Annotated in this window: 21 protein-coding genes and 3 tRNA genes; 3 read left to right on the top strand and 21 right to left on the bottom strand. The window is 71.0% G+C overall.

The features are described 5' to 3' along the window. Positions 1 to 41 precede the first annotated feature (41 nt). The 11 genes from rpoB to ABT015_RS05440 form a co-directional block, all read right to left on the bottom strand. Entirely contained in the window at positions 42 to 3,518 is a 3,477-nt protein-coding gene (gene rpoB / locus ABT015_RS05490) for a DNA-directed RNA polymerase subunit beta (protein ID WP_350877059.1), read from the bottom strand. A 721-nt stretch (positions 3,519 to 4,239) separates the two neighbouring features. Continuing rightward, entirely contained in the window at positions 4,240 to 4,623 is a 384-nt protein-coding gene (gene rplL, locus ABT015_RS05485; protein WP_208869184.1) for a 50S ribosomal protein L7/L12, read from the bottom strand. A gap of 84 nt (positions 4,624 to 4,707) precedes the next feature. After that, positions 4,708 to 5,271, bottom strand: a complete 564-nt coding sequence (gene rplJ / locus ABT015_RS05480) for a 50S ribosomal protein L10 (RefSeq protein ID WP_063348937.1) — start codon at positions 5,269 to 5,271, stop codon at positions 4,708 to 4,710. Positions 5,272 to 5,637: 366 nt separating this feature from the next. Beyond that, complete coding sequence (locus tag ABT015_RS05475; RefSeq protein ID WP_350877057.1) at positions 5,638 to 6,501, bottom strand: SCO4651 family lipoprotein; 864 nt, start codon at positions 6,499 to 6,501, stop codon at positions 5,638 to 5,640. 127 nt (positions 6,502 to 6,628) lie between these two features. After that, positions 6,629 to 7,441, bottom strand: coding sequence for an SCO4651 family lipoprotein (locus ABT015_RS05470; protein ID WP_350877055.1), 813 nt, complete (start codon positions 7,439 to 7,441; stop codon positions 6,629 to 6,631). Positions 7,442 to 7,552: 111 nt separating this feature from the next. Further along, on the bottom strand, positions 7,553 to 8,338 hold the full coding sequence (locus tag ABT015_RS05465) for a hypothetical protein (RefSeq protein ID WP_350877053.1): 786 nt from the start codon (positions 8,336 to 8,338) through the stop codon (positions 7,553 to 7,555). 171 nt (positions 8,339 to 8,509) lie between these two features. Further along, positions 8,510 to 9,232 (bottom strand): 50S ribosomal protein L1, encoded by a 723-nt coding sequence (gene rplA / locus ABT015_RS05460; protein ID WP_350877051.1) that lies wholly within the window; start codon positions 9,230 to 9,232, stop codon positions 8,510 to 8,512. A 77-nt stretch (positions 9,233 to 9,309) separates the two neighbouring features. Then, positions 9,310 to 9,744, bottom strand: a complete 435-nt coding sequence (gene rplK, locus ABT015_RS05455; protein WP_063348931.1) for a 50S ribosomal protein L11 — start codon at positions 9,742 to 9,744, stop codon at positions 9,310 to 9,312. Positions 9,745 to 9,909: 165 nt separating this feature from the next. Beyond that, positions 9,910 to 10,797: a transcription termination/antitermination protein NusG gene (nusG, locus tag ABT015_RS05450; protein WP_350877049.1), complete on the bottom strand. Its 888-nt coding sequence runs from the start codon at positions 10,795 to 10,797 to the stop codon at positions 9,910 to 9,912. 212 nt (positions 10,798 to 11,009) lie between these two features. Beyond that, positions 11,010 to 11,369, bottom strand: coding sequence for a preprotein translocase subunit SecE (gene secE / locus ABT015_RS05445; RefSeq protein WP_350877047.1), 360 nt, complete (start codon positions 11,367 to 11,369; stop codon positions 11,010 to 11,012). Positions 11,370 to 11,516: 147 nt separating this feature from the next. Further along, positions 11,517 to 11,589: transfer RNA gene (locus tag ABT015_RS05440), tRNA-Trp, on the bottom strand. Between the two features lie 284 nt (positions 11,590 to 11,873). Here ABT015_RS05440 and ABT015_RS05435 point away from each other — a divergent pair. Beyond that, complete coding sequence (locus ABT015_RS05435; protein ID WP_350877045.1) at positions 11,874 to 13,121, top strand: pyridoxal phosphate-dependent aminotransferase; 1,248 nt, start codon at positions 11,874 to 11,876, stop codon at positions 13,119 to 13,121. A gap of 138 nt (positions 13,122 to 13,259) precedes the next feature. Beyond that, positions 13,260 to 14,294 carry an adenosine deaminase gene (locus ABT015_RS05430; protein WP_350877043.1) on the top strand — a complete coding sequence of 345 codons (1,035 nt, stop codon included), beginning with the start codon at positions 13,260 to 13,262 and terminating at the stop codon, positions 14,292 to 14,294. Positions 14,295 to 14,315: 21 nt separating this feature from the next. Here the strand turns inward: ABT015_RS05430 and ABT015_RS05425 are convergent, their stop codons facing one another. The 8 genes from ABT015_RS05425 to ABT015_RS05390 all read right to left on the bottom strand — a co-directional run bounded on the left by ABT015_RS05425 (position 14,316) and on the right by ABT015_RS05390 (position 19,192). Continuing rightward, on the bottom strand, positions 14,316 to 15,359 hold the full coding sequence (locus tag ABT015_RS05425; protein WP_350877041.1) for a UDP-N-acetylmuramate dehydrogenase: 1,044 nt from the start codon (positions 15,357 to 15,359) through the stop codon (positions 14,316 to 14,318). A 61-nt stretch (positions 15,360 to 15,420) separates the two neighbouring features. Next, positions 15,421 to 16,941: an MFS transporter gene (locus ABT015_RS05420; RefSeq protein WP_350877039.1), complete on the bottom strand. Its 1,521-nt coding sequence runs from the start codon at positions 16,939 to 16,941 to the stop codon at positions 15,421 to 15,423. An 86-nt stretch (positions 16,942 to 17,027) separates the two neighbouring features. Then, entirely contained in the window at positions 17,028 to 17,597 is a 570-nt protein-coding gene (locus ABT015_RS05415; RefSeq protein WP_350877395.1) for a TetR/AcrR family transcriptional regulator, read from the bottom strand. A 117-nt stretch (positions 17,598 to 17,714) separates the two neighbouring features. After that, a complete protein-coding gene (locus ABT015_RS05410; protein WP_063351327.1) occupies positions 17,715 to 18,137 on the bottom strand; it encodes a MaoC family dehydratase in 423 nt (140 codons plus the stop codon). Between the two features lie 5 nt (positions 18,138 to 18,142). Further along, entirely contained in the window at positions 18,143 to 18,601 is a 459-nt protein-coding gene (locus ABT015_RS05405; protein WP_350877036.1) for an FAS1-like dehydratase domain-containing protein, read from the bottom strand. Positions 18,602 to 18,755: 154 nt separating this feature from the next. Further along, positions 18,756 to 18,920, bottom strand: a complete 165-nt coding sequence (gene rpmG / locus ABT015_RS05400) for a 50S ribosomal protein L33 (RefSeq protein WP_006604855.1) — start codon at positions 18,918 to 18,920, stop codon at positions 18,756 to 18,758. An 83-nt stretch (positions 18,921 to 19,003) separates the two neighbouring features. Beyond that, a tRNA-Met gene (locus ABT015_RS05395) sits at positions 19,004 to 19,076 on the bottom strand. 43 nt (positions 19,077 to 19,119) lie between these two features. Next, positions 19,120 to 19,192: transfer RNA gene (locus tag ABT015_RS05390), tRNA-Thr, on the bottom strand. 286 nt (positions 19,193 to 19,478) lie between these two features. On the opposite strand from ABT015_RS05390, the gene ABT015_RS05385 reads away from it, so the two are divergent. Further along, entirely contained in the window at positions 19,479 to 20,750 is a 1,272-nt protein-coding gene (locus ABT015_RS05385; protein WP_350877034.1) for an amidohydrolase family protein, read from the top strand. Positions 20,751 to 20,991: 241 nt separating this feature from the next. Here ABT015_RS05385 and ABT015_RS05380 read toward each other — a convergent pair whose 3' ends face one another. Then, positions 20,992 to 21,666, bottom strand: a complete 675-nt coding sequence (locus ABT015_RS05380) for a response regulator (protein WP_350877032.1) — start codon at positions 21,664 to 21,666, stop codon at positions 20,992 to 20,994. A 60-nt stretch (positions 21,667 to 21,726) separates the two neighbouring features. Next, a complete protein-coding gene (locus tag ABT015_RS05375) occupies positions 21,727 to 24,279 on the bottom strand; it encodes an ATP-binding protein (RefSeq protein WP_350877030.1) in 2,553 nt (850 codons plus the stop codon). Positions 24,280 to 24,408: the final 129 nt, after the last annotated feature.

Below are 24,408 nucleotides of genomic sequence, written 5' to 3'. Positions count from 1 at the left end.
TGGGGGCGGGCCGGCTGCTCGGGCAGCCGGCCCAACCTCCGTCAGACCTCTTCGACGCTGCTCGGCTCGCGCCGGGACAGGTCGATGCCGAGCTCCTCGGCGGCGCGGAACACGTCCTCGTCGGAGTCCCGCATCTCGATGGACTGGCCGTCCGAGGACAGCACCTCCACGTTGAGGCAGAGCGACTGCATTTCCTTGATGAGGACCTTGAAGGACTCGGGAATGCCGGGCTCGGGGATGTTCTCGCCCTTGACGATGGCCTCGTAGACCTTCACGCGGCCGAGGACGTCGTCGGACTTGATGGTGAGCAGCTCCTGCAGCGCGTAAGCAGCGCCGTACGCCTCAAGGGCCCACACCTCCATCTCACCGAAGCGCTGACCACCGAACTGCGCCTTACCACCGAGCGGCTGCTGGGTGATCATCGAGTACGGACCGGTCGAACGGGCGTGCAGCTTGTCGTCGACCAGGTGGTGCAGCTTGAGGATGTACATGTAGCCGACCGAGACCGGCATCGGGAACGGCTCGCCGGAGCGGCCGTCGAACAGCCGGGCCTTGCCGGTGGAGTTCACCAGGCGCTCACCGTCACGGGTGAGGGTGGTGTTGTCCAGCAGGCCGGTGATCTCGTCCTCGCGGGCGCCGTCGAAGACCGGGGTGGCGAGGTTGGTGCCGCCCTGGACGGTGTCGGCGCCGATCGCCTGGAGGCGCTGGGCCCACTCGTCGGCGAGGCCGGAGACGTCCCAGCCCTGCTTGGCGAGCCACCCGAGGTGGATCTCCAGGACCTGTCCCGGGTTCATTCGGGACGGGACACCCAGCGGGTTGAGGATGATGTCGACCGGGGTGCCGTCCTCCAGGAACGGCATGTCCTCGACCGGCAGGATCTTCGAGATGACGCCCTTGTTGCCGTGACGGCCGGCGAGCTTGTCACCGTTGGTGATCTTGCGCTTCTGGGCCACGTAGACGCGGACCAGCTGGTTCACGCCCGGGGGCAGCTCGTCGCCCTCTTCGCGGTCGAAGACGCGGACGCCGATGACCTTGCCGGACTCACCGTGCGGCACCTTCAGCGAGGTGTCGCGGACCTCACGGGCCTTCTCACCGAAGATCGCGCGGAGCAGGCGCTCCTCCGGGGTCAGCTCGGTCTCGCCCTTGGGCGTGACCTTGCCGACCAGGATGTCGCCGGTGACGACGTCGGCGCCGATGCGGATGATGCCGCGCTCGTCGAGGTCGGCGAGGACCTCCTCGGAGACGTTCGGGATGTCCCGGGTGATCTCCTCGGGGCCGAGCTTGGTGTCACGGGCGTCGACCTCGTGCTCCTCGATGTGGATCGAGGAGAGGACGTCGTCCTGCACGAGGCGCTGCGACAGGATGATCGCGTCCTCGTAGTTGTGACCCTCCCACGACATGAACGCCACGAGCAGGTTCTTGCCGAGGGCCATCTCGCCCTCGTCGGTGCACGGGCCGTCGGCCAGCACCTGGCCGGACTCGACCCGGGCGCCCTCGTCCACGAGCACCTTCTGGTTGAAGGCGGTGCCCTGGTTGGAGCGGGTGAACTTGGCGGCGCGGTACGTGGTGTACGTGCCGTCGTCGTTGGCGACGGTGACGTAGTCGGCCGAGACCTCCTGGACGACACCGGCCTTCTCGGCGGTGATGACGTCCGCGGCGTCGACGGCGCAGCGGTACTCCATGCCGGTACCGACCAGCGGAGCCTCGCTCTTCAGCAGCGGCACCGCCTGGCGCATCATGTTCGAGCCCATGAGCGCGCGGTTGGCGTCGTCGTGCTCGAGGAACGGGATCATGGCGGTCGCGACCGACACCATCTGGCGCGGCGAGACGTCCATGTAGTCGATCTCGGTGCCCGGGATGTAGTCGATCTCGCCGCCACGGCGGCGGACCAGGACACGCGGCTCGGCGAAGGTCAGCTCCGTCGTCAGCGGGGCGTTGGCCTGCGCGATGACGTAGCGGTCCTCCTCGTCGGCCGTGAGGTAGTCGACCTGCTCCGTGACGACACCCTCGATGACCTTGCGGTACGGGGTCTCGATGAAGCCGAACGCGTTGACCCGGCCGTACGAGGCCAGCGACCCGATCAGACCGATGTTCGGGCCTTCGGGGGTCTCGATCGGACACATGCGCCCGTAGTGCGAGGGGTGCACGTCACGGACCTCGAAGCCGGCGCGCTCACGGGAGAGACCACCGGGGCCGAGGGCGGACAGACGGCGCTTGTGGGTCAGGCCCGACAGCGGGTTCGTCTGGTCCATGAACTGCGACAGCTGGCTGGTGCCGAAGAACTCCTTGATGGAGGCGACGACCGGCCGGATGTTGATCAGGGTCTGCGGCGTGATCGCCTCGACGTCCTGGGTGGTCATGCGCTCGCGCACGACGCGCTCCATACGGGCGAGACCCGTACGGACCTGGTTCTGGATGAGCTCGCCGACGTTGCGCAGGCGACGGTTGCCGAAGTGGTCGATGTCGTCGACCTCGACCACGATGTCGCGACCGGTCTGGTCGTTCCACTCGGTCTCACCGGCGTGCAGCTTCACCAGGTACTTGATCGCACCGATGATGTCGGGCTCGGTGAGCACGCCGGAGTCCAGCGACTCGGCGTTGCCCAGCTTCCGGTTGACCTTGTAGCGGCCCACCTTGGCGAGGTCGTAGCGCTTCGGGTTGAAGTACAGGTTCTCCAGAAGCGTCTGCGCGGCCTCGCGCGTCGGCGGCTCGCCAGGACGCAGCTTGCGGTAGATGTCCAGCAGCGCGTCGTCCTGGCCCTGGGTGTGGTCCTTCTCCAGGGTGTTGCGCATGGACTCGTACTCGCCGAACTCCTCGAGAATCATCTCGTTGGTCCAGCCGAGCGCCTTGAGCAGCACGGTGACGGACTGCTTGCGCTTGCGGTCGATGCGGACGCCGACCATGTCGCGCTTGTCGATCTCCATCTCCAGCCAGGCACCACGCGAGGGGATGACCTTGCAGGAGTAGATGTCCTTGTCGGACACCTTGTCCAGAGTGGAGTCGAAGTACACGCCCGGGGAGCGGACCAGCTGCGACACGACGACACGCTCGGTGCCGTTGATCACGAACGTGCCCTTGTGGGTCATGAGCGGGAAGTCGCCCATGAAGACCGTCTGAGACTTGATCTCACCGGTCTCGTTGTTGGTGAACTCGGCCGTGACGAAGAGCGGAGCCGCGAACGTGAAGTCGCGGTCCTTGCACTCGTCAATCGAGTTCTTCGGCGGCTCGAAACGGTGGTCGCGGAAGGTCAGCGACATCGACCCACTGAAGTCCTCGATCGGGGAGATCTCCTCGAAGATCTCCTCCAGACCGGACTTGGTGGGGACGTCCTGACCGTTCTCCAGCGCCGCCTCGACCCGGGACTTCCAGGCCGCGTTGCCGAGCAGCCAGTCAAAGCTCTCGGTCTGCAGGGCCAGGAGGTTGGGGACCTCGAGGGGCTCCTTGATCTTCGCGAAGGAGACGCGGAGCGGGGCGGTGGATGCGGCGGAATTGTTCGAGGCGTTGCGCGGCGCGGCCAAGAGGGGGGTCCTTCCGAGGGCTCGGAGCTCACTACGCGCGTACCAGCCGGGCCTTCACGGGCTTGGTCCCGCCTCCCTCGCCACTGGCCTCCGCCGGGATCGGAATCCCAGGTCAGAGCCGCTTTGCGGAGGCGATGCCAGACCCCTTCAGGGCAACGCAAACTCCGGGCGACGAGTCACGGAGCAGCTAACAGGCAGCGCAAAGGGACAGTGTAGCCAAAGGGCACACTGCTGTCCAGCTCTGATTCGGAAACCGAATCGGAGACTCCTCCCGGTAGCCGGCGGACGCGAACGCCCACCGGGTACTGCACCGGCCCGGGCACTGCCCGGGCCCCATAACTCACGTGGAGTCATTTCCCGCCTGAGCCACTGGTTATGCATCCAGAGGCAAACCAACCGGGCGGACTCGCGCCTTGAGAATCGCGCGCCTCGCCGGGTTCGTCAAGGGCCCGCAGGCGGTGCGGACCTCGACCCGTCCATCGGCCGGACGCCCCCCGGCGTTACAGAAGCCGTGGTGGGGGCCACAGTCGATGACGGTGATCACCATACCCGTCCGCACCGACGCTGCCGAGTGGGCTCTCGGCCACACCGGCGCGTCCCGGCCGCGGACCGGCCCAGGGGCCGTCCAGGGCCGCCCAGGGCCGGGAACGCGAAAAAGCCGGGCCGACCACCCACAAGGGTGATCGGCCCGGCTTCAGGCCCCCTCAGAGGGGGCGAGAAGTCACTTGACGGTGACCTTGGCGCCGGCACCCTCGAGGGCGGCCTTGGCCTTCTCGGCAACGTCCTTGGCAACCTTCTCCAGGACCTTGGCACCAGCGGTGTCAACGAGGTCCTTGGCCTCCTTCAGGCCGAGGGAGGTCAGGGTGCGCACCTCCTTGATGACCTGGATCTTCTTGTCGCCGGCACCATCGAGGATGACGTCGAACTCGTCCTGCTCCTCGACGGCCTCAACGGCGGCCGGGCCACCGGCGGCGGCAACGGCGACCGGGGCGGCGGCGGTGACGTCGAACTTCTCCTCGAAGGCCTTCACGAAGCCAGCGAGCTCGATGAGGGTGAGGTCCTCGAACTGCGCGAGCAGCTCGTCCTGGGACAGCTTCGCCATGATGGCGTCCTTCCACTAAATCGGCAGGTGATGCCGTATGTACGGGTGGGGCGGGCACGGGCCCGCAGCGAGGCGTGAGCCTGCCGATTACTCGGCGGCGGCGTCCTCGGCGGCGGGAGCCGGCGTACCGGCACCGCCCTGCTCGACCTTGTCGCGCAGCGCGTCCACAGTGCGGACGAGCTTCGACGGCAGGGCCTGGAAGAGCGCGGCAGCCTGGGACTGCTTGGCCTTCAGGGCACCCGCCAGCTTGGCGAGCAGCACCTCGCGGGACTCGAGGTCCGCGAGCTTCTTGATCTCATCGGCGGACAGCGCCTTACCGTCAAGGACACCGCCCTTGATGATGAGAGCGGGGTTCTCCTTGGCGAAGTCACGCAGAGCCTTCGCCGACTCCACCGGGTCACCGGTGACGAAGGCGACAGCCGTCGGACCGTTGAACAGGTCGTCGAGCTCCGAAATCCCGGCCTCGTTGGCCGCGATCTTGGTCAGCGTGTTCTTCACCACGGCGTACTCGGCGTTCTCGCCGAGCGAGCGACGCAGGGTCTTGACCTGCTTCACCGAGAGACCGCGGTACTCGGTCAGCAGCGCCGCGGAGGAGCCACGGAACTTGTCCGTGATCTCGGCGACGGCAGCAGCCTTGTCGGGCCTTGCCATAGGCTTACGCCTCCTTCCGTGATGTCGAAATCCGGCCGACCGCGAAAGTCGACCATTCACGCCTCGAACCAACCGGACGGAAGGAAAGCCTGCGGAAAAGCAGATGAGCCCCGGTGCGCAGGGCGCACGGGGCTCGAAACGACCTCAACGGATGTTCGCGCGAACGCGGACCCGGAAGTCGAAGCTCCAGACACACCTGCGCGGGCTGCCTGCGACGAAGCGCAGATCCTTCGGCCACCGAATCCCTCGCGAGCACGGTGACAACCAGCGGTCTTTGGCTTCGGTAACAGTAACCGGACTCCGCCGTCCGGGGCAAATCGCCCCTGAACGGCCGATCCCCGCCGGGCCGGCCGGGCCGGACGGGGCTCAGCGGGCCAGTGGGGAGACCGTCCGGGGCCCGGTGTCCACGGTGTCCGCCTCGGCCGGGGCCTGCACCGAGAGCAGGGCGCCGGCGAAGTCGGAGTAGAGGATCGAGTCGTCCGCCTGGCCGCTGTCACCGCTGCCGGTGCGCTGGAGCCGGACCAGCTGGTCCTTGTCGTTGAGCCAGAGGTCCACGGTGAGCGAGATCGAGCCGCCGGGGGCCAGCGCGGCCCGCAGGCCGTCCCGGCGGGCCTGGGTCAGCTGGGTCTGGGCGGCGGCGTAGCGCTCGGCGGTCGTGGTGATCCGGTAGTGCTCGACCGTCGAGTCGTCGAACTTCTCCTCGCCGACGAACCGCGGGTCCACCCCGTCGGCGGTGGCGGCCGCCAGCGCCTCGACCGGGTTCAGCAGGTCGATCAGCCCCGCGTACGGGACCTCCCGGTGGCCGTCCGGGTCCGGCGGGACGGAGAAGCGCTCCCAGTGCCGGCCGCCCTGGCGGGCCGCGGTGGCGGCGTCACCGCCCTGGTAGGCGACGGTGTCCACGACGATCAGCTGCTCGGCGTCGGCCGGGGTGGAGCGCTTGATCTGGAGCGCCGTCTTGGGCTGCCAGAACAGCGGCCCGGCCCCGGCGTCCGCTCCCAGCCGGTAGCTGACCTTGGCCCGGCGGGCGGTCTGCATGGCCAGCTGGGCGGAGACCAGGACGCCGTGCGGCGAGCGGTCGCTGGGCTTGGCCGCCTCGGTCGACGAGGAACTGGTCGGGCTCGGGCTGCCGGAGGGCGTGGCCGGCGTGCCGCCACCCCCGCCGCAGCCGGCCAGCCCGCTCGCCAGCAGGACGACCGCGGCCAGCGCCGCCAACCGCCGTCGTCCCGCCATCGTCTGGTCCCCTCTCGCCCCGGCGCCGCGTCGGCGGCTTTCGTTCCGGCCACCTTGCCACCCTGCCCCGGATCAGCCGGTGGCGCCCCCCTTGCCCAACTTCGCCGGCTCGGCCAGTTCCACCGTGTCAGCCGAGCAGTTTGAGGAGGTCGGTCTCGCTGCCGAGGTCGGTGGCGGCGGGGGCGTCGATCTTCGAGGCCTTGCCGAGGTCCGCGTACTTGACGGTGACGGCGTCGTGCTCGCCGTTCTTGTCGCCGTACTCCTGGTACTGGACGAGTTCCTGCCGGCCGTTGAGCCAGAAGTCGATGGTGAGGGTCCTGCCGTCCTCTTCCAGGGACTTCTGGACGGCCGTGCGCTGGTCGGCCGTGAGGCCCGGCATGCCGGCCACCATGGCGGAGGCCTCCTCGACCACCCGCAGGTGGGTGGCCTGGACGCCGTCGAGGCTCTCCTGGCCGACCTTGGCGGGCTTGCCGCTCTGCGCGGCGAGCCCGAGCTGGGCGACCGGGTTGAGCAGCTGGCTCATCAGCAGGACGCCGTTGCCGAGTTCGTTCGAGGCGGGCAGCTTGATCCAGTGCTTGCCGCCCATGGCGGCGGCCTCGGTGTCGCCGCCGCCGAGGTAGCCGTCGGTCCCGATCACCCGGAACCGGATCTTCTTGGTCTCCACCTCGCCCGTCAGGTCGACGGCCGTCCGGTTCGGGTCCTTCCAGTCGGCGTCGCCGCTGCCCGCGGTGTGGGTCGAGCCGTCCGGGGAGACCATGGTGACCTTGCCGTTGCCGGCCTTCTGCATCACCAGGGCGGAGGCGGCCAGCGCGGCCTTGGGGTCTCCGGTCGGCGCCGCGTCGCCGCTCTTGGCGTCGCCGCCCTTGCTGCCGCAGGCGGTGACGGCACCGAGCAGCACGGCCGCGGTGACGACGGTCGAGGCGAGGCGCGCAGCGCGCATGGAGTCCCCCGTGAGATCCGAACGATCCGATGAAGAACCGATTTTCGGCTTCTTCTCACGCGGACTCTAACGGATCGCCAGATCCCCCACGTGCCGTACAGCCCCCTCCCGTCACCCGGTTTCGACAGGGGGCGCGTCGCCTTCTCCGGGGGTCGAGACATCCGTCGTGGTCACCGTGGTGCCGTCGCTCCCCCGGGCCGTCTCACGCAGTCTCAGCAGCCGCTCACCGGGCCCGACCCAGACGTCGTAACCGATCGCCGACACCCCTCGCCGGCCGTACCAGTCGACCACCGCGGCGAGTCGCGCCGGGGTCAACTCCTGGTCCGCGCCGAAGTATTCGGCCACCGGCGTGGTGCCCTGGTAGTGCGCCACGGTCATCCCGGCCAGTTGCTCGCCGCCGAGCGAACCGAGCGTCCCGGCCTGCGCGATCTCGTACGCACGGCTGCCCGGGTTGGTGACCAGGGCGGTCATCCAGCCACCCGCGTAGCCGCCGGGGCCGGTGGTCGCCCGCGGATCGAGCGACTCGGCGCCGTCCCGGTCCGCGTGCTTGGGCGGGGCGCCCTGGTAACTGAGGTCGAGTGCGCCGTCCTTCAGGGTCAGCTGCCCGGTGCCCTGCTCGTCGGTGACGGTCAGGGCGCCCTCGTCCCGGGCGCCCCAGGTCAGGGTGCCGCTCGCGGTGCGGCGGCCGGCCGGGCCCTCCTCGACCACGTCGATCCGGGCGCCGCCGGCGTCGTCCAGCGCCTGGGCGGCGGCGAGCACCACCTTGCGGGGCGGCACGGGCGCGGGGTCACCGTCGGGGGTGCGGGTTCCCGGGGCGGCCAGCAGGCTGCACCCGGTGGTGGCACCGATCAGCAGCAGGGTGGCCACCGCGGCGGCGGGGCGAAGGGTGGGCGGCACGGCACGCTCCGACGGTCACACGTTCTGCACATGATCTGACCGGCAGAGCGTACGACGCTTCGGTCAACCGTTCCCATCCACCCCCGTCCCGATCCGGAAACGACTGCGGGCCCGCACCCCCGGTGAAGGGGGTACGGGCCCGCTGTACAGACTGCTTCAGAGCCGATCGGCTCAGACCGCGGCCGGGTCCTCTTCGGTGAAGAGGTTGCGGGTGCGGTTCGGGTCCACGGGGATGCCGGGGCCGATCGTGGTGCTGATGGCGGTCTTCTTGATGTAGCGGCCCTTGGCGGCGGACGGCTTGGCGCGGAGCACCTCGTCCAGCGCGGCGGCGTAGTTCTCGACCAGCTGCTCGTCGGTGAAGGAGGCCTTACCGATGATGAAGTGCAGGTTCGAGTGCTTGTCGACGCGGAACTCGATCTTGCCGCCCTTGATGTCGTTGACAGCCTTGGCGACGTCCGGGGTCACGGTGCCGGTCTTCGGGTTCGGCATCAGACCACGGGGACCGAGCACGCGGCCGAGGCGGCCGACCTTGCCCATGAGGTCCGGGGTGGCGACGACGGCGTCGAAGTCCAGGCGGCCCTTGGCGACCTCGTCGATCAGCTCGTCGGAGCCGACGATGTCGGCGCCCGCAGCACGCGCGGCCTCGGCACGGTCACCGGTCGCGAAGACCAGGACCCGAGCGGTCTTACCGGTGCCGTGCGGGAGGATCACGGTGCTGCGGACCATCTGGTCGGCCTTGCGCGGGTCGACGCCCAGACGCATGGCGACCTCGACGGTGCCGTCGAACTTGGTGGTGCTGGTCGCCTTGGCGAGGCGGATGGCCTCGAGGGGGGCGTAGAGGCGGTCGCGGTCGACCTGAGCGTCCGCGGCCTTCAGAGCCTTGCTGCGCTTCACTGCTGCTCCTGAATGGTGATGGGAGTCGTGGTATCACGGGCCTGCGCAGGCCCTACCACAGGGACGAAAAGAGCTGGTCAGCCCTCGACGGTGATGCCCATCGACCGGGCGGTGCCGGCGATGATCTTCTCCGCCGCGTCCAGGTCGTTGGCGTTCAGGTCGGGCATCTTGGTGGTCGCGATGTCGCGGACCTGGGCGCTGGTGAGCTTCGCGACCTTGGTCTTGTGCGGCTCGCTGGAGCCCTTGTCCACACCGGCGGCCTTCAGGATGAGGCGCGCGGCCGGCGGCGTCTTCGTGATGAAGGTGAAGGAACGGTCGTCGTAGACCGTGATCTCCACCGGCACGATCATGCCGCGCTGCGACTCGGTCGCAGCGTTGTAGGCCTTGCAGAACTCCATGATGTTGACGCCGTGCTGGCCCAGCGCGGGGCCGACCGGCGGCGCCGGGTTGGCCGCACCGGCGTTGATCTGGAGCTTGATAAGCCCCGTGACCTTCTTCTTCTTGGGAGGCATGTCTCTCCGGGTCCTTCCGAGAGGTGAGTGCTGGTGTGTGCGGAGCCGGGGCGACACCCGGCCGCCAACACACACATCGAACCAGGCTAACGCCTTAGCGCCGCTGGACCAAAACGGATCCGGGGCAGGGCCCTCGGCCCCGCCCCGGATCCGAAGACCGTGGGACTAGTTCTTCTGGATCTGGTCGAAGGAGAGCTCGACCGGGGTCTCCCGGCCGAAGATCTCGACCAGGCCCTTGACCTTCTTCGAGTCGGGGTTGATCTCGTTGATGGTCGCCTGCAGCGTCGCGAACGGACCGTCGGTGACGGTGACCGAGTCGCCGACCTCGAAGTCCAGCACCTGGATCTCGCTCGGCTTGATCGGCGAGGGCTTGCCGGCCTCCTTGGCCGCCTGGCGCTCGACGTCCGGGGCGAGCATCTTGACGACCTCGTCCAGGGTCAGCGGGTACGGGTCGTAGGCGTTGCCGACGAAGCCGGTGACACCGGGGGTGTTGCGCACGACGCCCCAGGACTCGGGGGTGAGGTCCATGCGCACCAGGACGTAGCCGGGGAGCTTGTTCTGGCGGATGGTCTTGCGGTCGCCGTTCTTGATCTGGACGACCTCCTCCTGCGGCACCTCGGCCTGGAAGATGTACTCCTCGACGTTCAGCGAGACGGCGCGCTGCTCCAGGTTCTGCTTCACCCGGTTCTCGTAGCCGGCGTAGGTGTGGATCACGTACCACTCGCCCGGCATGAAGCGCAGGTCCTCGCGGAACTTGGCGACCGGGTCGACCTCGACGGTCTCCTCGGCCTCGGCCTCCTCGGCGTCGGCGTCGGCCTCGGTCTCCTCGGCGGCGGGCTCCACGTCGTCCTCCACGTGCAGCGCCGCCTCCTCGGCGGGCTCGCCGGCCTCGGCCTCGTCGTGCGCCTCGACCTCGTCCTCGTCGCCGTCCACGGCGTCAACGATCTGCTCGGCGGACTCGGCTTCGTCAGCCAGCTCGGCCGCGTCCAGCTCGGCGGCGACATCCGCCTCGCGGACGGTCTCGTCGGCGTCGTACAGGGGGGACTCAGACACGGTGGCTGCTTCTTTCCTGGAGATGGTGAAGGTGGCGCGCTCCGGGGCCGGCTCCGGCGGGCTGCCGCTCGCGCGGGCGCCAGGAGAGGACTCGGAGACTTCAACAGTACCGAGTCCACGGTAGCGGCCGCGTACGTCCGGCGCAGACAGCACGACCCGGGCCGATGATTCGGCCCGGGTCGGGAGACTGCTACGGAGGTGGGACGGCCAGGTCAGCCGAAGACCAGGAGGCTCAGCTTGGAGAGGCCGTAGTCGAGGCCGGCCACGAAGCCCATCACGACCACCACGAACACGACGACGACGGTCGTGTACTGGGTGAGCTCGCTGCGGGTGGGCCAGACGACCTTGCGCAGTTCGGCGATGATCTGGCGGTAGAACAGGCCGATTCGGGCGAACGGGCCCATCTTGCCGCGCTTGCCGGACTTCTTGTCACCGGCGCGGGCGGCGCGCTTACGCTCGCGGCGCGAGAGCGACTTCTCCTCGCCCTCCGCGGGCGTGGTGTCGGCAGCGCCGTCGGCCCCCTCAGGGTTGCCGCTCTCAGGCGTTGCGGTGGAGCCCGTGGTCTCCGTCACTCGTCCTCACCTGAATCCGGGTCCGGCCGAGCGGCTCGCGCCCGATGGGGCACGAAACGGCCGGCTACAAGCGGTGCTGATCGGTGCCCTCTCCGCATCAAGCCCGCTCGCTCTGTGGAGCGAACGGGCTGAAAACGGATCAAGCAGCAGGGCAAGAGGGACTTGAACCCCCAACCGCCGGTTTTGGAGACCGGTGCTCTACCAATTGAGCTATTGCCCTACGGGGCCTCGCGACTCCGTAGCGACCAACCTACCGCATCTCCCCCTGCTGTCTGCACAGCTGGTGGAGCTCCGGTTCTTTTTCGGCGGGCCGTCGAGCAGTGAGCATACGTGGTCGAGGGGTGTTTGGTCGAACCTCTTCTTCCGGGGGCACCGGTTGTCCGGCATATGTCCGGCATGCCCGCATGATCACCGGCGGATCGACGGGGGCCGCCATGTGGACGGTCCGGTACGGATGGTGAAACCGCGATGCCCGGTCCGTCCCGGTTCTGCGACGATGCAGGCATGAGCGCTTCCACCCCGCAGCCCGACCGTTCCATCCGCCCCGCCGACCGCCGGGTCTCCGCCCGGGTCGGCGCGATCGCCGAGTCCGCGACCCTCGCCGTGGACGCCAAGGCCAAGGCCCTCAAGGCGGCCGGCCGTCCGGTGATCGGCTTCGGAGCCGGCGAGCCCGACTTCCCCACCCCGGACTACATCGTCGAGGCGGCCGTCGAGGCCTGCCGAGACCCGAAGAACCACCGCTACACCCCGGCGGGTGGCCTGCCCGAGCTGAAGTCCGCGATCGCCGCCAAGACGCTGCGCGACTCCGGCTACGAGGTGGACGCCTCCCAGGTGCTGGTCACCAACGGCGGCAAGCAGGCGATCTACGAGGCGTTCGCCGCGATCCTGGACCCGGGCGACGAGGTCATCGTCCCGGCCCCGTACTGGACCACCTACCCGGAGTCGGTCCAGCTCGCCGGCGGCGTCCCGGTGGAGGTCGTGACCGACGAGACCACCGGTTACAAGGTCTCGGTCGAGCAGTTGGAGGCCGCCCGCACCGAGAACACCAAGGTGGTGCTCTTCGTCTCGCCGTCCAACCCGACCGGCGCGGTGTACACCGAGGCCGAGGCCGAGGCGATCGGCCGCTGGGCACTGGAGCACGGCCTCTGGGTGCTCACCGACGAGATCTACGAGCACCTGGTGTACGGCGACGCCTCCTTCACCTCGCTGCCGGCCCTGCTGCCCGAGCTGGCCGACAAGTGCATCGTGGTCAACGGCGTCGCCAAGACCTACGCGATGACCGGCTGGCGGGTGGGCTGGGTGATCGGCCCCAAGGACGTCATCAAGGCCGCGACCAACCTGCAGTCGCACGCCACCTCGAACGTCTCCAACGTCGCCCAGCGCGCCGCGATCGCCGCCGTCAGCGGCGACCTGGCCGCCGTGCACGAGATGCGCACCGCCTTCGACCGCCGCCGCAGGACCATCGTGCGGATGCTCAACGAGATCGAGGGTGTGTACTGCCCCGAGCCGCAGGGCGCGTTCTACGTGTACCCGTCCGTCAAGGGCCTGCTGGGCAAGGAGATCCGCGGCCGGCGCCCGGAGAGCTCCGGCGAGCTGGCCTCGCTGATCCTGGACGAGGCCGAGGTCGCGGCCGTCCCGGGCGAGGCCTTCGGCACCCCCGGCTACCTGCGGTTCTCCTACGCGCTCGGCGACGCCGACCTGGCCGAGGGCATCGGCCGGCTGCAGAAGCTGCTCGGCGAGGCCCGCGACTGACACCCGTCGGCGCCCGCTGACGTCCGCTGACGCCCGCTGACACCCGCGCTTCACGTCGGGTACCGCCCTCTTTCACCCCTTCGGGGGACGGAAGGAGGGCGGTTCCCGTTTGGGGGTCCGATGCGGCAGTATCGGCGAATGGAACGCCTGTTGAATCCGCGAGACGTCAGGGACCTCCCGAAGGCCCACCTGCACCTGCACTTCACCGGCTCGATGCGGCCCGCCACCCTGCTGGAGCTGGCCGACAAGCACGGCGTCCGACTGCCGGAGGCGCTCAGCTCCGGCGAGCCGCCGCGACTGCGGGCCACCGACGAACGCGGCTGGTTCCGCTTCCAGCGCCTGTACGACACCGCCCGCTCGGTGCTGCGGGACGAGGAGGACATCCGCCGGCTGGTCCTGGAGACCGCCCAGGACGAGCGACGGGACGGCTCCCGCTGGCTGGAGATCCAGGTCGACCCGACCTCGTACGCGCCCCGGCTGGGCGGGCTGATCCCCGCGCTGGAGCTGATCCTGGACGCCGTGGAGCACGCCGCCACGGCCACCGGGGTGGGCATCCGGGTGCTGGTCGCGGCGAACCGGATGAAGTCCCCGATGGACGCCCGGACGCTGGCCCGGCTCGCCGTCCGGTACGCCGACCAGGGCGTGGTCGGCTTCGGTCTCTCCAACGACGAGCGGCGCGGCCTCGCCCGGGACTTCGACCGGGCCTTCGAGATCGCCCGCAAGGGCGGGCTGCTGGCCGCCCCGCACGGCGGCGAGCTGGCCGGGCCCGAGTCCGTCCGGGACTGCCTGGACGACCTGGGCGCCGGCCGGATCGGCCACGGCGTCCGCGCCGCCGAGGACCCGAGGCTGATGGAACGACTGGCGGACCGCCAGATCACCTGCGAGGTCTGCCCGTCCTCGAACGTCTCGCTCGGCGTCTACGAGCGCCCCGAGGACGTCCCGCTGCGGCGGCTGTTCGACGCCGGCGTGCCGCTGGCCCTGGGCGCGGACGACCCGCTGCTGTTCGGCAGCCGGCTGGCCGCCCAGTACGACCTGGCCCGCGACGTCCTCGGCTTCGGCGACGCCGAACTCGCCGAGCTGGCACGGCAGTCCGTCCGCGGCTCGCGCGCGCCGGAGGCCGTCCGCAAGGAGCTGCTGGCGGACATCGACACCTGGCTGGTCAGCGGCACCTGAGGCGTGCCTTGTGGACCAGGCCTAGAGCTTGACGCCGATCATCACCGGCTCGTTCACCAGCTCGACCCCGAAGGCCTCGCGGACGCCGTCCCGGATCTCCCGGGCCAGCGCCAGCAGGTCCTCGGCGGTGGCCGCGCCGCGGTTGGTGAGCGCCAGGGTGTGCTTGGTGGAGAGCGTCGCCGGGCCGCTGCCGTAGCCCTTGCCGAAGCCGGCCCGGTCGATCAGCCAGGCGGCCGAGGTCTTGGTGCAGCCCTCCGGCGCCGGGTAGGCGGGGGCGTTCTCGGTGCCCGGGCGGGTCCGAAAGGACTCGTACTGGGCGGCGGTGAGCACCGGGTTGGTGAAGAAGGAGCCGGCCGACCAGGTGTCGTGGTCCGCCGGGTCCAGCACCATGCCCTTGCCGGAGCGCAGCCCCAGCACCGCGTCGTGCGCCCGCTCCAGCGGCACCCGCTCGCCCTGCTCGACGCCGAAGTGCCTGGCCACCTCGGCGTACTTGACCGGGGTGGAGAGCCCCTCGTGGTCGGCCAGGGCGAACCGCACCCGCAGCACCACGTAGCGGTCCGGCTCGGCCTTGAAGCGGCTGTGCCGGTAGGAGAACGCGCACTCGGCGTTGGGGACCGTGACCACCTCGCCGGCCGTGCGGTCGTAGGCGACCACCTCGGTGATCGACTGGGCGACCTCCTGGCCGTACGCGCCGACGTTCTGCACCGGGGTCGCACCGGCCGAGCCGGGGATGCCGGCCAGGAACTCGACGCCCGCCAGGCCGTGCTCGCGCACCGCGCGGGCGACCGCCTCCGACCAGACCTCGCCGGCCGCCAGTTCCAGCACGGTGCCGTCCAGGGCGAAGCCGGTGGTCGCGATCCGCAGCACGGTGCCCGGGAAGCCGGCGTCGCCGATCACCAGGTTGGAGCCGCCGCCGAGGACCAGCAGCGGCTCGCCGGCCTCGTCGGCCGCGCGGACGGCGGCGATCACCTCGTCGTCGGTGTGGGCGGTCACCAGGCGGCGGGCCGGGCCGCCGAGCCGGAGCGTGGTCAGCGGGGCGAGGGGGGCGTCGTTTTCTACCAGCACGCCCACCAGCGTACGGGTGCGGGGGCGGCCGCCCGGCCGCCCCCGCACCCGTACCGGCCGGTCAGGCCTTCGAGGCCTCGGCGTGGACGGGCGCCGCGTCCCCGGCCCGCTCGGCACCGGCCTCGGCCCGCTCGGCACCGGCCTGCTCCGGCTCCACGGCCGCCGGCTCGTCGGCGACGACCGCGGGCTTCACCCGGCGCGGGAGGAAGAACGCGCAGACCGCCGCGACCGCCACCACCCCGGCGCCGACGTACAGCGCGGGCACCAGCCCGTCGATGAAGGACTGCTCCGACGTGTACCCGCCCTGCGCCGAGAACACCGCCGAGAGGACGGCCACGCCGAGCGCGCCGCCGACCTCGCGCAGCGCGTTGTTGGCGCCGGAGGCGATGCCCTGCTCCTCCGGCCGGACGCTGTCCATCACCAGGGCGGCGGTCGGGGCGAAGTACAGCGACATGCCGATGCCGCAGATCACCACGGCGGGGATCTCGGCGGCGTAGTCGTAGCCGGTGCTGCCGCCGGTGATCGCCGCGTACATCGCCAGGCCGGCGCCCTGCAGCAGCAGCCCGGTGACCACGATCGGGCGGCCTCCGAAGCGGTCGGCCAGGACGCCCGCGATCGGGGCGACGATCAGCGGCATGCCGGTCCACGGGAGCATCCGGATGCCGGCCTCCTGCGGGCTGTAGCCGCCCACGCTCTGCAGGTGCTGGCTGATCAGGAAGATCGAGCCGAACATCCCGAGGAACATCAGCAGGCCGGAGGCGTTGACGGCGGAGAAGGCCCGGCTGCGGAACAGCCGCATCGGGAGCATCGGGTGCCGGGCCCAGCGCTGCTCGTACAGCACGAAGGCGGTGAGCAGCGCGACGCCGCCGATCAGGGAGCCGAGCACCAGCGGGCTGGTCCAGCCGTTCGGGTTGCCGCGGATCAGGCCGAGGACGACGCCGAACAGGCCCAGGCTGACCAGGATCGTGCCGACCACGTCCAGCGCCGGGTTGGCGCCCCGGCTCTCGCGGAGCTTGAGGGCGGCGAGCGGGATCAGGACGAGGCCGACCGGGACGTTCACCCAGAAGATCCACTGCCAGGAGAAGTGCTCGGTGAGCGTCCCGCCGACCAGCGGTCCGGTGGCGACGGCCAGGCCGTTGACGCCCGCCCAGATGCCGAAGGCCAGACCCCGCCTGGCCGCCGGCACCGCGGCGGTGAGCAGGGTGAGGGTGAGCGGCATGGAGACGGCGGCGCCGGCGCCCTGGACGGCGCGGGCGGCGATCAGGGCGCCGATGCCCGGCGAGAGGGCGGCCGCGGCGGAGCCGACGGTGAAGAGCGTGAGCCCGACCAGGAAGATCCGGCGGCGGCCGAACCGGTCGCCGAGCGCGGCGCCGAACATCAGCAGGACGGCGAAGGACAGGGTGTAGGCGCTGACCGTCCACTCCAGGTCGGACAGCCCGCCGCCGAGGTCCTCGCGGATGGACGGCAGCGCGGTGGTGACGACCAGGTTGTCCAGGCTGGCCATGAAGCCCGCGACGCTGGTGATCACCAGGGTCCAGGCACCGAGCCGTCCCAGTCCCTGTTCTTCCGTTCTCTCCGTCATGACTTCCCCCCAGGGGTCTTAGATAGTTATTGATCACTAACTTTCGAGGACCGAAAAAGGCCGCACGGACTCCACCGTGCGGCCCGCTACTCCCCGCCCTCGCCGTGCTCTCCGCACTTTCCCTGCTCACCGAAGCCCAGGCCGCTCCAGATCCGGTGGTCCCGGGGGTACCCCAGCGCCACCAGCGTGTTGATCAGCATCCCGTACGCGAAGAACTCCGCGGCGCCCTGCACGTCACCGCCGATCCGGCCCCTGACCCGCTCGAACAGCTCCTCCCAGAGCCTCCGGGCGGTCTCCCCGATCTCGTCCTCGCCGGTCGTCCGGGCCGCGAACACCGAGACGTAGAGCTGCATCTGCATCATGAGCTGCTCGCTGTCCGCGACCAGGCCCAGGTACGCCTCGGACATCGCCTCGGCGGCCGCCGGCCCGGTCAGCCCGACCGAGGCCTCGTCGAAGACCTTCCAGGTCTCCTCGATGCAGCGCTCGGCGGCGGCCGTGAAGATCGCCTGCTTGCCGGGGAACAGCCGGAACAGGTACGGCTGCGAGACACCCACCCGGCGGGCGATCGCCTCGGTGGACGTCCCCCGGTAGCCGCTCCTGGCGAATTCGATCACCGCGGCGCGAACGACGCTCTCGCGCCGCTCCTCCGCGCTCATCCGCATGCTCGTCCTCGCCACGGAAGCCAAGTTAGTGGCCAATCACTATCTTCGCAAGACCGACGGGCGCGGCGGGAATCCCGTCGGACGGGCCCCGCCGCAGCCGACAGAGGGGGCCTAGGCTAGCCGGACGACCGCCCTGGACATCCCGAGCACCTTCTGCCCGCCGGTGGTGGCCAGCAGGTCGACCTGCACCTTGCGGTCGTCCAGCAGCTTGGCGACCTTGGCCGACACCTCGACCACCGCGCCGACGCCGTCGTTCGGCACCGGGACGGGGCGGGTGAAGCGGACGCCGTACTCGACCACCGCGGCCGGGTCGCCGACCCAGTCGGTGACCACCCGAATGGCCGCGGCCATGGTGAACATTCCGTGCGCGATGACGTCCGGCAGGCCGACCTCCACGGCGAACTTCTCGTTCCAGTGGATCGGGTTGAAGTCGCCGGAGGCGCCCGCGTACCGCACCAGGGTGTCGCGGGTCACCGGGAAGGACTGCGCCGGCAGCTGGGTGCCGACCTCGACCTCGTCGTAGCTGATCGCCATCGTGTTCACTTCCCCGTCTCGTCGGCGGCCCGGGCCACCAGCGTCATGATCGACGTCACCACGTGCTCGCCGATCGCGTCCGACACCTCGCCACGCACGGTGAGCACGTCGTTGCCCGCCAGCGACTTGATGTTGTCGATGGTGACCGCGACCGTCAGCCGGTCGCCGGCCAGCACCGGGCGGGAGTAGGAGAACTTCTGGTCCCCGTGCACCACGCGGCTGTAGTCCAGGCCCAGCTCCGGGTCCTCGACCACCTGGGCGGCCGCCCGGTAGGTGATCACGAACGGGAAGGTCGTCGGGGCGATCACGTCGGGGTGGCCCAGCGCCTTCGCCACCGCCGGATCGGTGAACGCCGGGTTGGTGTCCCCGATCGCGATCGCGAACTCGCGGATCTTCTCCCGGCCGACCTCGTACGGCTCGGTGGGCGGGTAGGTCCGCCCGATGAAGGAGGGGTCGAGTGCCATGGGGCAACTCCTCGGAAGCACGGTGGATCCGGCGGCCGTTGCCGCCGGCGGGGCGCGCATGGGTGCATACGCGAAAAACTCCGGGCCGCACCCCCTGAGGGATGCGGCCCGGAGCTCAAGACCTGTCACACAGGCCCGATGCCCTGCGAGAGGGTCAGCGGGTCTCGCGGTGCGCGGTGTGCGAGTTGCAGCGGGGGCAGTGCTTCTTCATCTCAAGACGGTCCGGGTCGTTACGCCGGTTCTTCTTGGTGATGTAGTTCCGCTCCTTGCACTCCACGCAGGCCAGCGTGATCTTCGGGCGGACGTCGGTGGCAGCCACGGGAGTGCCTTCCTGGGACAACGAATAAGAACACAACAAGAGTAGCCGACCGGGAGTGCGATCTCCCGACCGACTACGCGGGGTAGCGGTGACCGGACTTGAACCGGTGACACAGCGATTATGAGCCGCTTGCTCTACCAACTGAGCTACACCGCCACAGTGATCCGCAGCACAACCGAAGCCGACTGCTTTTCACCAGAGCCCCCATGCGGAATCGAACCGCAGACCTTCTCCTTACCATGGAGACGCTCTACCGACTGAGCTATAGGGGCGAACGAGGAAGAGATTACACGTTCCGCGCCCAGAGGTGAAATCCGTATCCCGACGCGAAGACCGCAGGTCGGCGAGGTGAACGGACGGACGATCCAAGGCCCCGCGTTCGATCGGCCCACCAGCCGCACGGCCCGACCCGATACGACTATTGCCCGCCTCCGAGCGCCCCGACGCCACGCGCCATAGGCTCGACCCTCATTGACGGGGACGGCCCGGGGCGTCAGGACGACCCGGGATCAGGACGGCCCGGCCGACCGGACGGGCCAGCGCGGGAAGGAGCCTGCGATGGACAGCGCAGCCGCCGACGGACCGCACTCCGGCTCCGGCCCGACAGCCAACCCGCTCGGGCACGGACCGGTCCTCCTGCTCACCGGCGCCCGGTTGGCCGACGGGCGGGTGGTGGACGTCCGGATCAGCGGGGACCGGATCCAGGCCGTCGGCACCGTCGGCAGCCTCGGCCCGCTGCCCGCCCTGCCCGGCGCGCCCACCATCACCACCGGCGCCCGGATCGACCTCAAGGGCTACCTGCTGCTGCCGGCCCCCGCCGAGGCGCACGCCCACTACGACACCGCCTTCTCCGCCGCCCTCGCCGCCCCGCCGCCGGAGAGCCCCGCCGACCTCACCCGGCGGGTCACCGAGGCCGCGCTCGCCTCGCTCGGCTACGGCGCCACCGCCCAGCGCACCCACGTCCGGATCGGCGACGTGCACGGGCTGCGCCGGCTGGAGGCGGTGCTCACCGCCCGGCAGGCGCTGCGCGGCCTGGCCGAACTCCAGGCGGTGGCGATGCCCCGGCTGCTCACCGGCCGGGCCGGCGCCGACGGCCGGGCGCAACTGCGCGAGGCGCTCAAGCTCGGCGCCACCGCGGCCGGCGGCTGCCCGGAGCTGGACCCGGATCCGGCCGGGTACGTCCACGTGCTGCTGGAGGCCGCCCGGGAGGCGGACTGCCCGGTGGACCTGCACACCACGGCCGGCGATCCGGCCCAACTCGCCCGGCTGGTCGGCGCGCTGGCCCCGCTGCGGCCGCGGGTGACGCTCGGGCCGTGCGGGGCGCTGGCCCGGGGCGCGTCCACGGTGCTGGCGACCGGCGGGGTGCGGGTGGTCTGCCTGCCGCAGAACGGCGGCTGCACCGGGCTGGAGGGCCGGTCGCCGGGGCTGCGGCCGGGCCTGCTGCGGGAGTTGACGGACGCCCGGGTGCCACTGGCGGCCGGCAGCGGCGCGCTACGGGACCAGTCCAACCCGGTCGGCCGGGCGGATCCGCTGGAGTCGGCGTACCTGCTGGCGGCGGGCGGCGAGCTGGACCTGGAGGCGGCGTACGACGCGGTGGCGAACCAGGCCCGGGCGGCGCTCGGGCTGCCGCCGGTCCGGGTGGACGCCGGGTTCCCGGCGGAGCTGCTGGCGGTGCGCGGGGACAGCCTGGCCGGGGCGCTCGCGGGCGGCCACAGCCGGCTGGTGGTGCACAGCGGCCGGGTGGTCAGCCGGACGAGCGCGGTGCGGGAGTTCGCGGACACCGTGGCGCTGGCGCTGCCCCGGCAGTCCGGGAGCATCGGCGGGGGCTGAACAGCCCCGAGAAAATTCAAGGGGCGCGCGACAGATGTCGCGCGCCCCTCCCCCACCTGCTGGCCGCCGTTCGACGGCGGCTGGAGCGGTCCCGGGCCTCCCCCACATCGGAGCCGGACCCGCTCGGTCAGCACTGACGCTACGCCCACGGAACACCGCCCCGGGCCCGCCTTGACGTTCCCCTGTCGCTCTCCGAGCCGCTCTTGACGGGTCGTTGACGCGGAGGCGGCCGGGGCGGCGCTCAGGGCTCGTACCGGTACCCGATCCCCGGTTCGGTGATCAGGTGCCGCGGGCGGGCCGGATCGCGCTCCAACTTGCGGCGCAGCCCGGCCAGGTAGACCCGCAGGTAGTTGCCGCGCGCCTCCTGGGCCGGCCCCCACACCTCGCGCAGGATCTGCCGCCCGGGCACCAGCCGGCCCGGGTTGGCCACCAGCAGCGAGAGGATCCGCCACTCGGTCGGGGTGAGCCGCACCGGGCCCCGCGGGCCGGTCACCGTGGTGGCCGTCAGGTCGACGGTGTGGTCGCCTATCACCGGCCGCCCCGGCGGGGCACCGCCCACCGGCCGGCGCAGCACGGCACGCAGCCGGGCCAGCAGTTCCTCCATCAGGAACGGCTTGGTGAGGTAGTCGTCGGCGCCCGCGTCGAGGGCGCCCACCTTGTCGGCGGCACCGGACCGGCCGGAGAGCACGATGATCGGCATCGCGCTGCGGGTGCGCAGGCCGCGCAGCACGTCCATGCCGTCCAGGTCCGGCAGGCCGAGGTCGAGCAGCACGGCGTCGGGGGCGGAGTGCGCGGCGCGGTCCAGCGCCTCGCCGCCACTGGCGGCCGTCCGCACGGCGTACTGCCGGGCGCTGAGGTTGATCCGCAGCGTGCGCAGTAGGGCCGGTTCGTCGTCGACGATCAGGATCTCGCTCATGCGGCCACCTCGCTCCGTTCGGCGGTCGCTTCGCGGGACACGCGGCTTTCGGCGGTTCGTTCAGTTCGTCCACTCATGTACGGGCTCCTCCCGAGTGGCGGCGGGCAGGGTGAGCAGCATGGTGGTGCCGCCTCCGGGGGTGTCCTCGACCTCCAGGCTGCCGCCCATGGCCTCGGCCAGGCCGCGGGAGAGCGCGAGGCCGAGGCCGACACCGGTGGTGTTGTCGGTGTCGCCGAGGCGCTGGAAGGGCAGGAAGACCCGGTCGCGCTCCTCCAGGGCGATGCCGGGGCCGCGGTCGATCACCCGGATCTCGACCTGGTCGGCGTGGTGGCTGGCGGTGACCAGGACGGGCGCGCCGGGCGCGTTGTAGCGCAGCGCGTTGGTGATCACGTTGGCGAGCACCCGCTCCAGCAGCGGCGGGTCGGCGAGCACCGGCGGCGCGGTGTCCAGGTCGAGCGGCTGGATCGGGGCGTACGGGTCGGGGAGGCTGTCGAGCGCCCGGGGCAGGATCTCGTCGAGGTGGGTCTCGGCGAGGTGCAGGGTGAGCGCGCCGGCCTGGAGGCGGCTCATGTCGAGCAGGTTGTCGACCAGGCGGGTGAGCTTGACCAGCGACTCGTCGGCGGTGGCGAGCAGTTCGGCCTGGTCCTCGGGCGAGAACTCGACGTCGGGGCTGCGCAGCGAGCCGACCGAGGCGAGCGCGGCGGCGAGCGGGGTGCGCAGGTCGTGGCTGACGGCGGCGAGCAGGGCGGTGCGCATCCGGTCGGCGGCCTTGATCGGCTCGACCTCGGCGGCGACCACGGCGAGCCGGTCGCGTTCCAGCGCGACGGCGACGTGCGCGGCGAAGGCGGTGAGGACGCGCTGGTCGGCGGCCGGCAGCCGGCGGCCGGTCAGGACCAGGACGGCGTCCGCTCCGACCGGCACCTCGGTGGTCTCGCTCTGCCCGTCGGCGTCGTCCTGGTGCTCGGCCTCGGAGTGGGCGAGCACCTCGTCGTCGACCCGGGAGAGCAGGGCGACGGCCTGCATGCCGAAGGCCGTCCGGGACTTCTCCATCAGGGCGGACAGCGCGTCGGCGCCGCGCAGCACGCTGCCGGCCAGGGTGGAGAGGGTCTCCGCCTCGGCGGTGGCCCGGGCCGCGCGACTGGTGAGCCGGCTGGCGTGGTCGACGATGGTGGCGACGGCGAGCGCGACGGAGGCGAAGACGACCAGGGCGACGATGTTGTTGGTCTCGCCGATGGTCAGGGCGTGTATCGGCGGGATGAAGTAGTAGTTGAGCAGCAGCGAGGCGGTGACCGAGGCCAGCAGGGCGGAGGTGGCGCCGCCGAGCAGGGCGACGATGACCACGCCGAGCTGGAAGATCAGCGCGTCGGTGGTGAGGTTGATGCTCTCGTGCGCCTGGGACAGGATCGCGGTCAGCAGCCAGGGCACCACGAGGCCGGCGGCGTAGCCGGCGATGGTGCGGCGCCTGGAGTGGCGGCGGCCGAGCGAGGGCAGCCGGCCGCGGCCGGTGAACTCGTGGGTGACCATGTGGACGTCGATGTCCTCGGAGTCGTCCACGGTGGTCTCGCCGATGCCGGGGCCGGTGAGGAAGCGGTTGATCCGGCCGCGGCGGCTGGTGCCGAGCACCAGCTGGGTGGCGTCGTGGGCGCGGGCGAAGGTGAGCAGCGCGGTGGGGATGTCGTCGCCGACCACCACGTGGTAGCTGCCGCCGAGGGTCTCCACCAGCTGGCGCTGCTGGGCGAGCGCGCCGGAGGAGGCGCCGGCCAGGCCGTCGCTGCGCGAGACGTGGACGGCCAGCAGGTCGCCGCCGGCGGTGCGGTCGGCGATCCGGGCGGCGCGGCGGATCAGGGTCTCGCCCTCGGGGCCGCCGGTGAGGGCGACCACGACGCGTTCGCGGGTCTCCCAGACGCGGTCGATGTTGTGGCTGGCCCGGTAGTCGCGCAGGCCCTCGTCGACCCGCCCGGCCACCCAGAGCAGGGCGAGTTCGCGCAGGGCGGTGAGGTTGCCGACCCGGAAGTAGTTGGAGAGCGCGGCGTCCACCTTCTCCGCCCTGTAGACGTTGCCGTGGGCCATCCGGCGGCGCAGCGCCTGCGGGGCCATGTCGACGAGTTCGATCTGGTCGGCCCGGCGGACCACCTCGTCCGGGACGGTCTCGCGCTGCGGGATGCCGGTGATCTTCTGGACGACGTCGTTCAGCGATTCCAGGTGCTGGATGTTGACGGTGGTGATGACGTCGATCCCGGCGGCCAGCAGTTCCTCGACGTCCTGCCAGCGCTTGGCGTGGCGGCCACCGGGGATGTTGGTGTGCGCCAGTTCGTCGACCAGCACGACGGACGGACGGCGGGTGAGCACCGCGTCGAGGTCCATCTCGTCGAACTCGGCGTCACGGTAGGAGCGTCGGACACGCGGCAGGACCTCCAGGCCGTCCAGCATGCCCTCGGTGTGGCGGCGGCCGTGGCACTCGATGTACCCGACCGCGACGTCGGCCCCGCGCTCCTGTCTGCGCCGGGCCTCGTCCAGCATCCGGTAGGTCTTGCCGACCCCCGGGGCGGAACCGAGGTACACCCTCAGCCGGCCCTTGCGGATGCCGGTGCCGGGGGTGAGGTCGCGGGCCATGGGCACTGCTCTTTCGTTCCTGCGAGGGCTGCCGCCAGGGCGTCCTCGGGCCGGGGTCGGGACGTACGGCGGCCGACCCGGGCGCGGGGGTGGTGCCCCGGCCCGGGTCGGCCTGTTTCACGGATCCAG

Origin of the sequence: Kitasatospora sp. NPDC094016 (assembly GCF_040304045.1) — a bacterium.
Classification (GTDB): domain Bacteria; phylum Actinomycetota; class Actinomycetes; order Streptomycetales; family Streptomycetaceae; genus Kitasatospora.
This window is presented reverse-complemented; position numbering and strand designations above follow the sequence as displayed.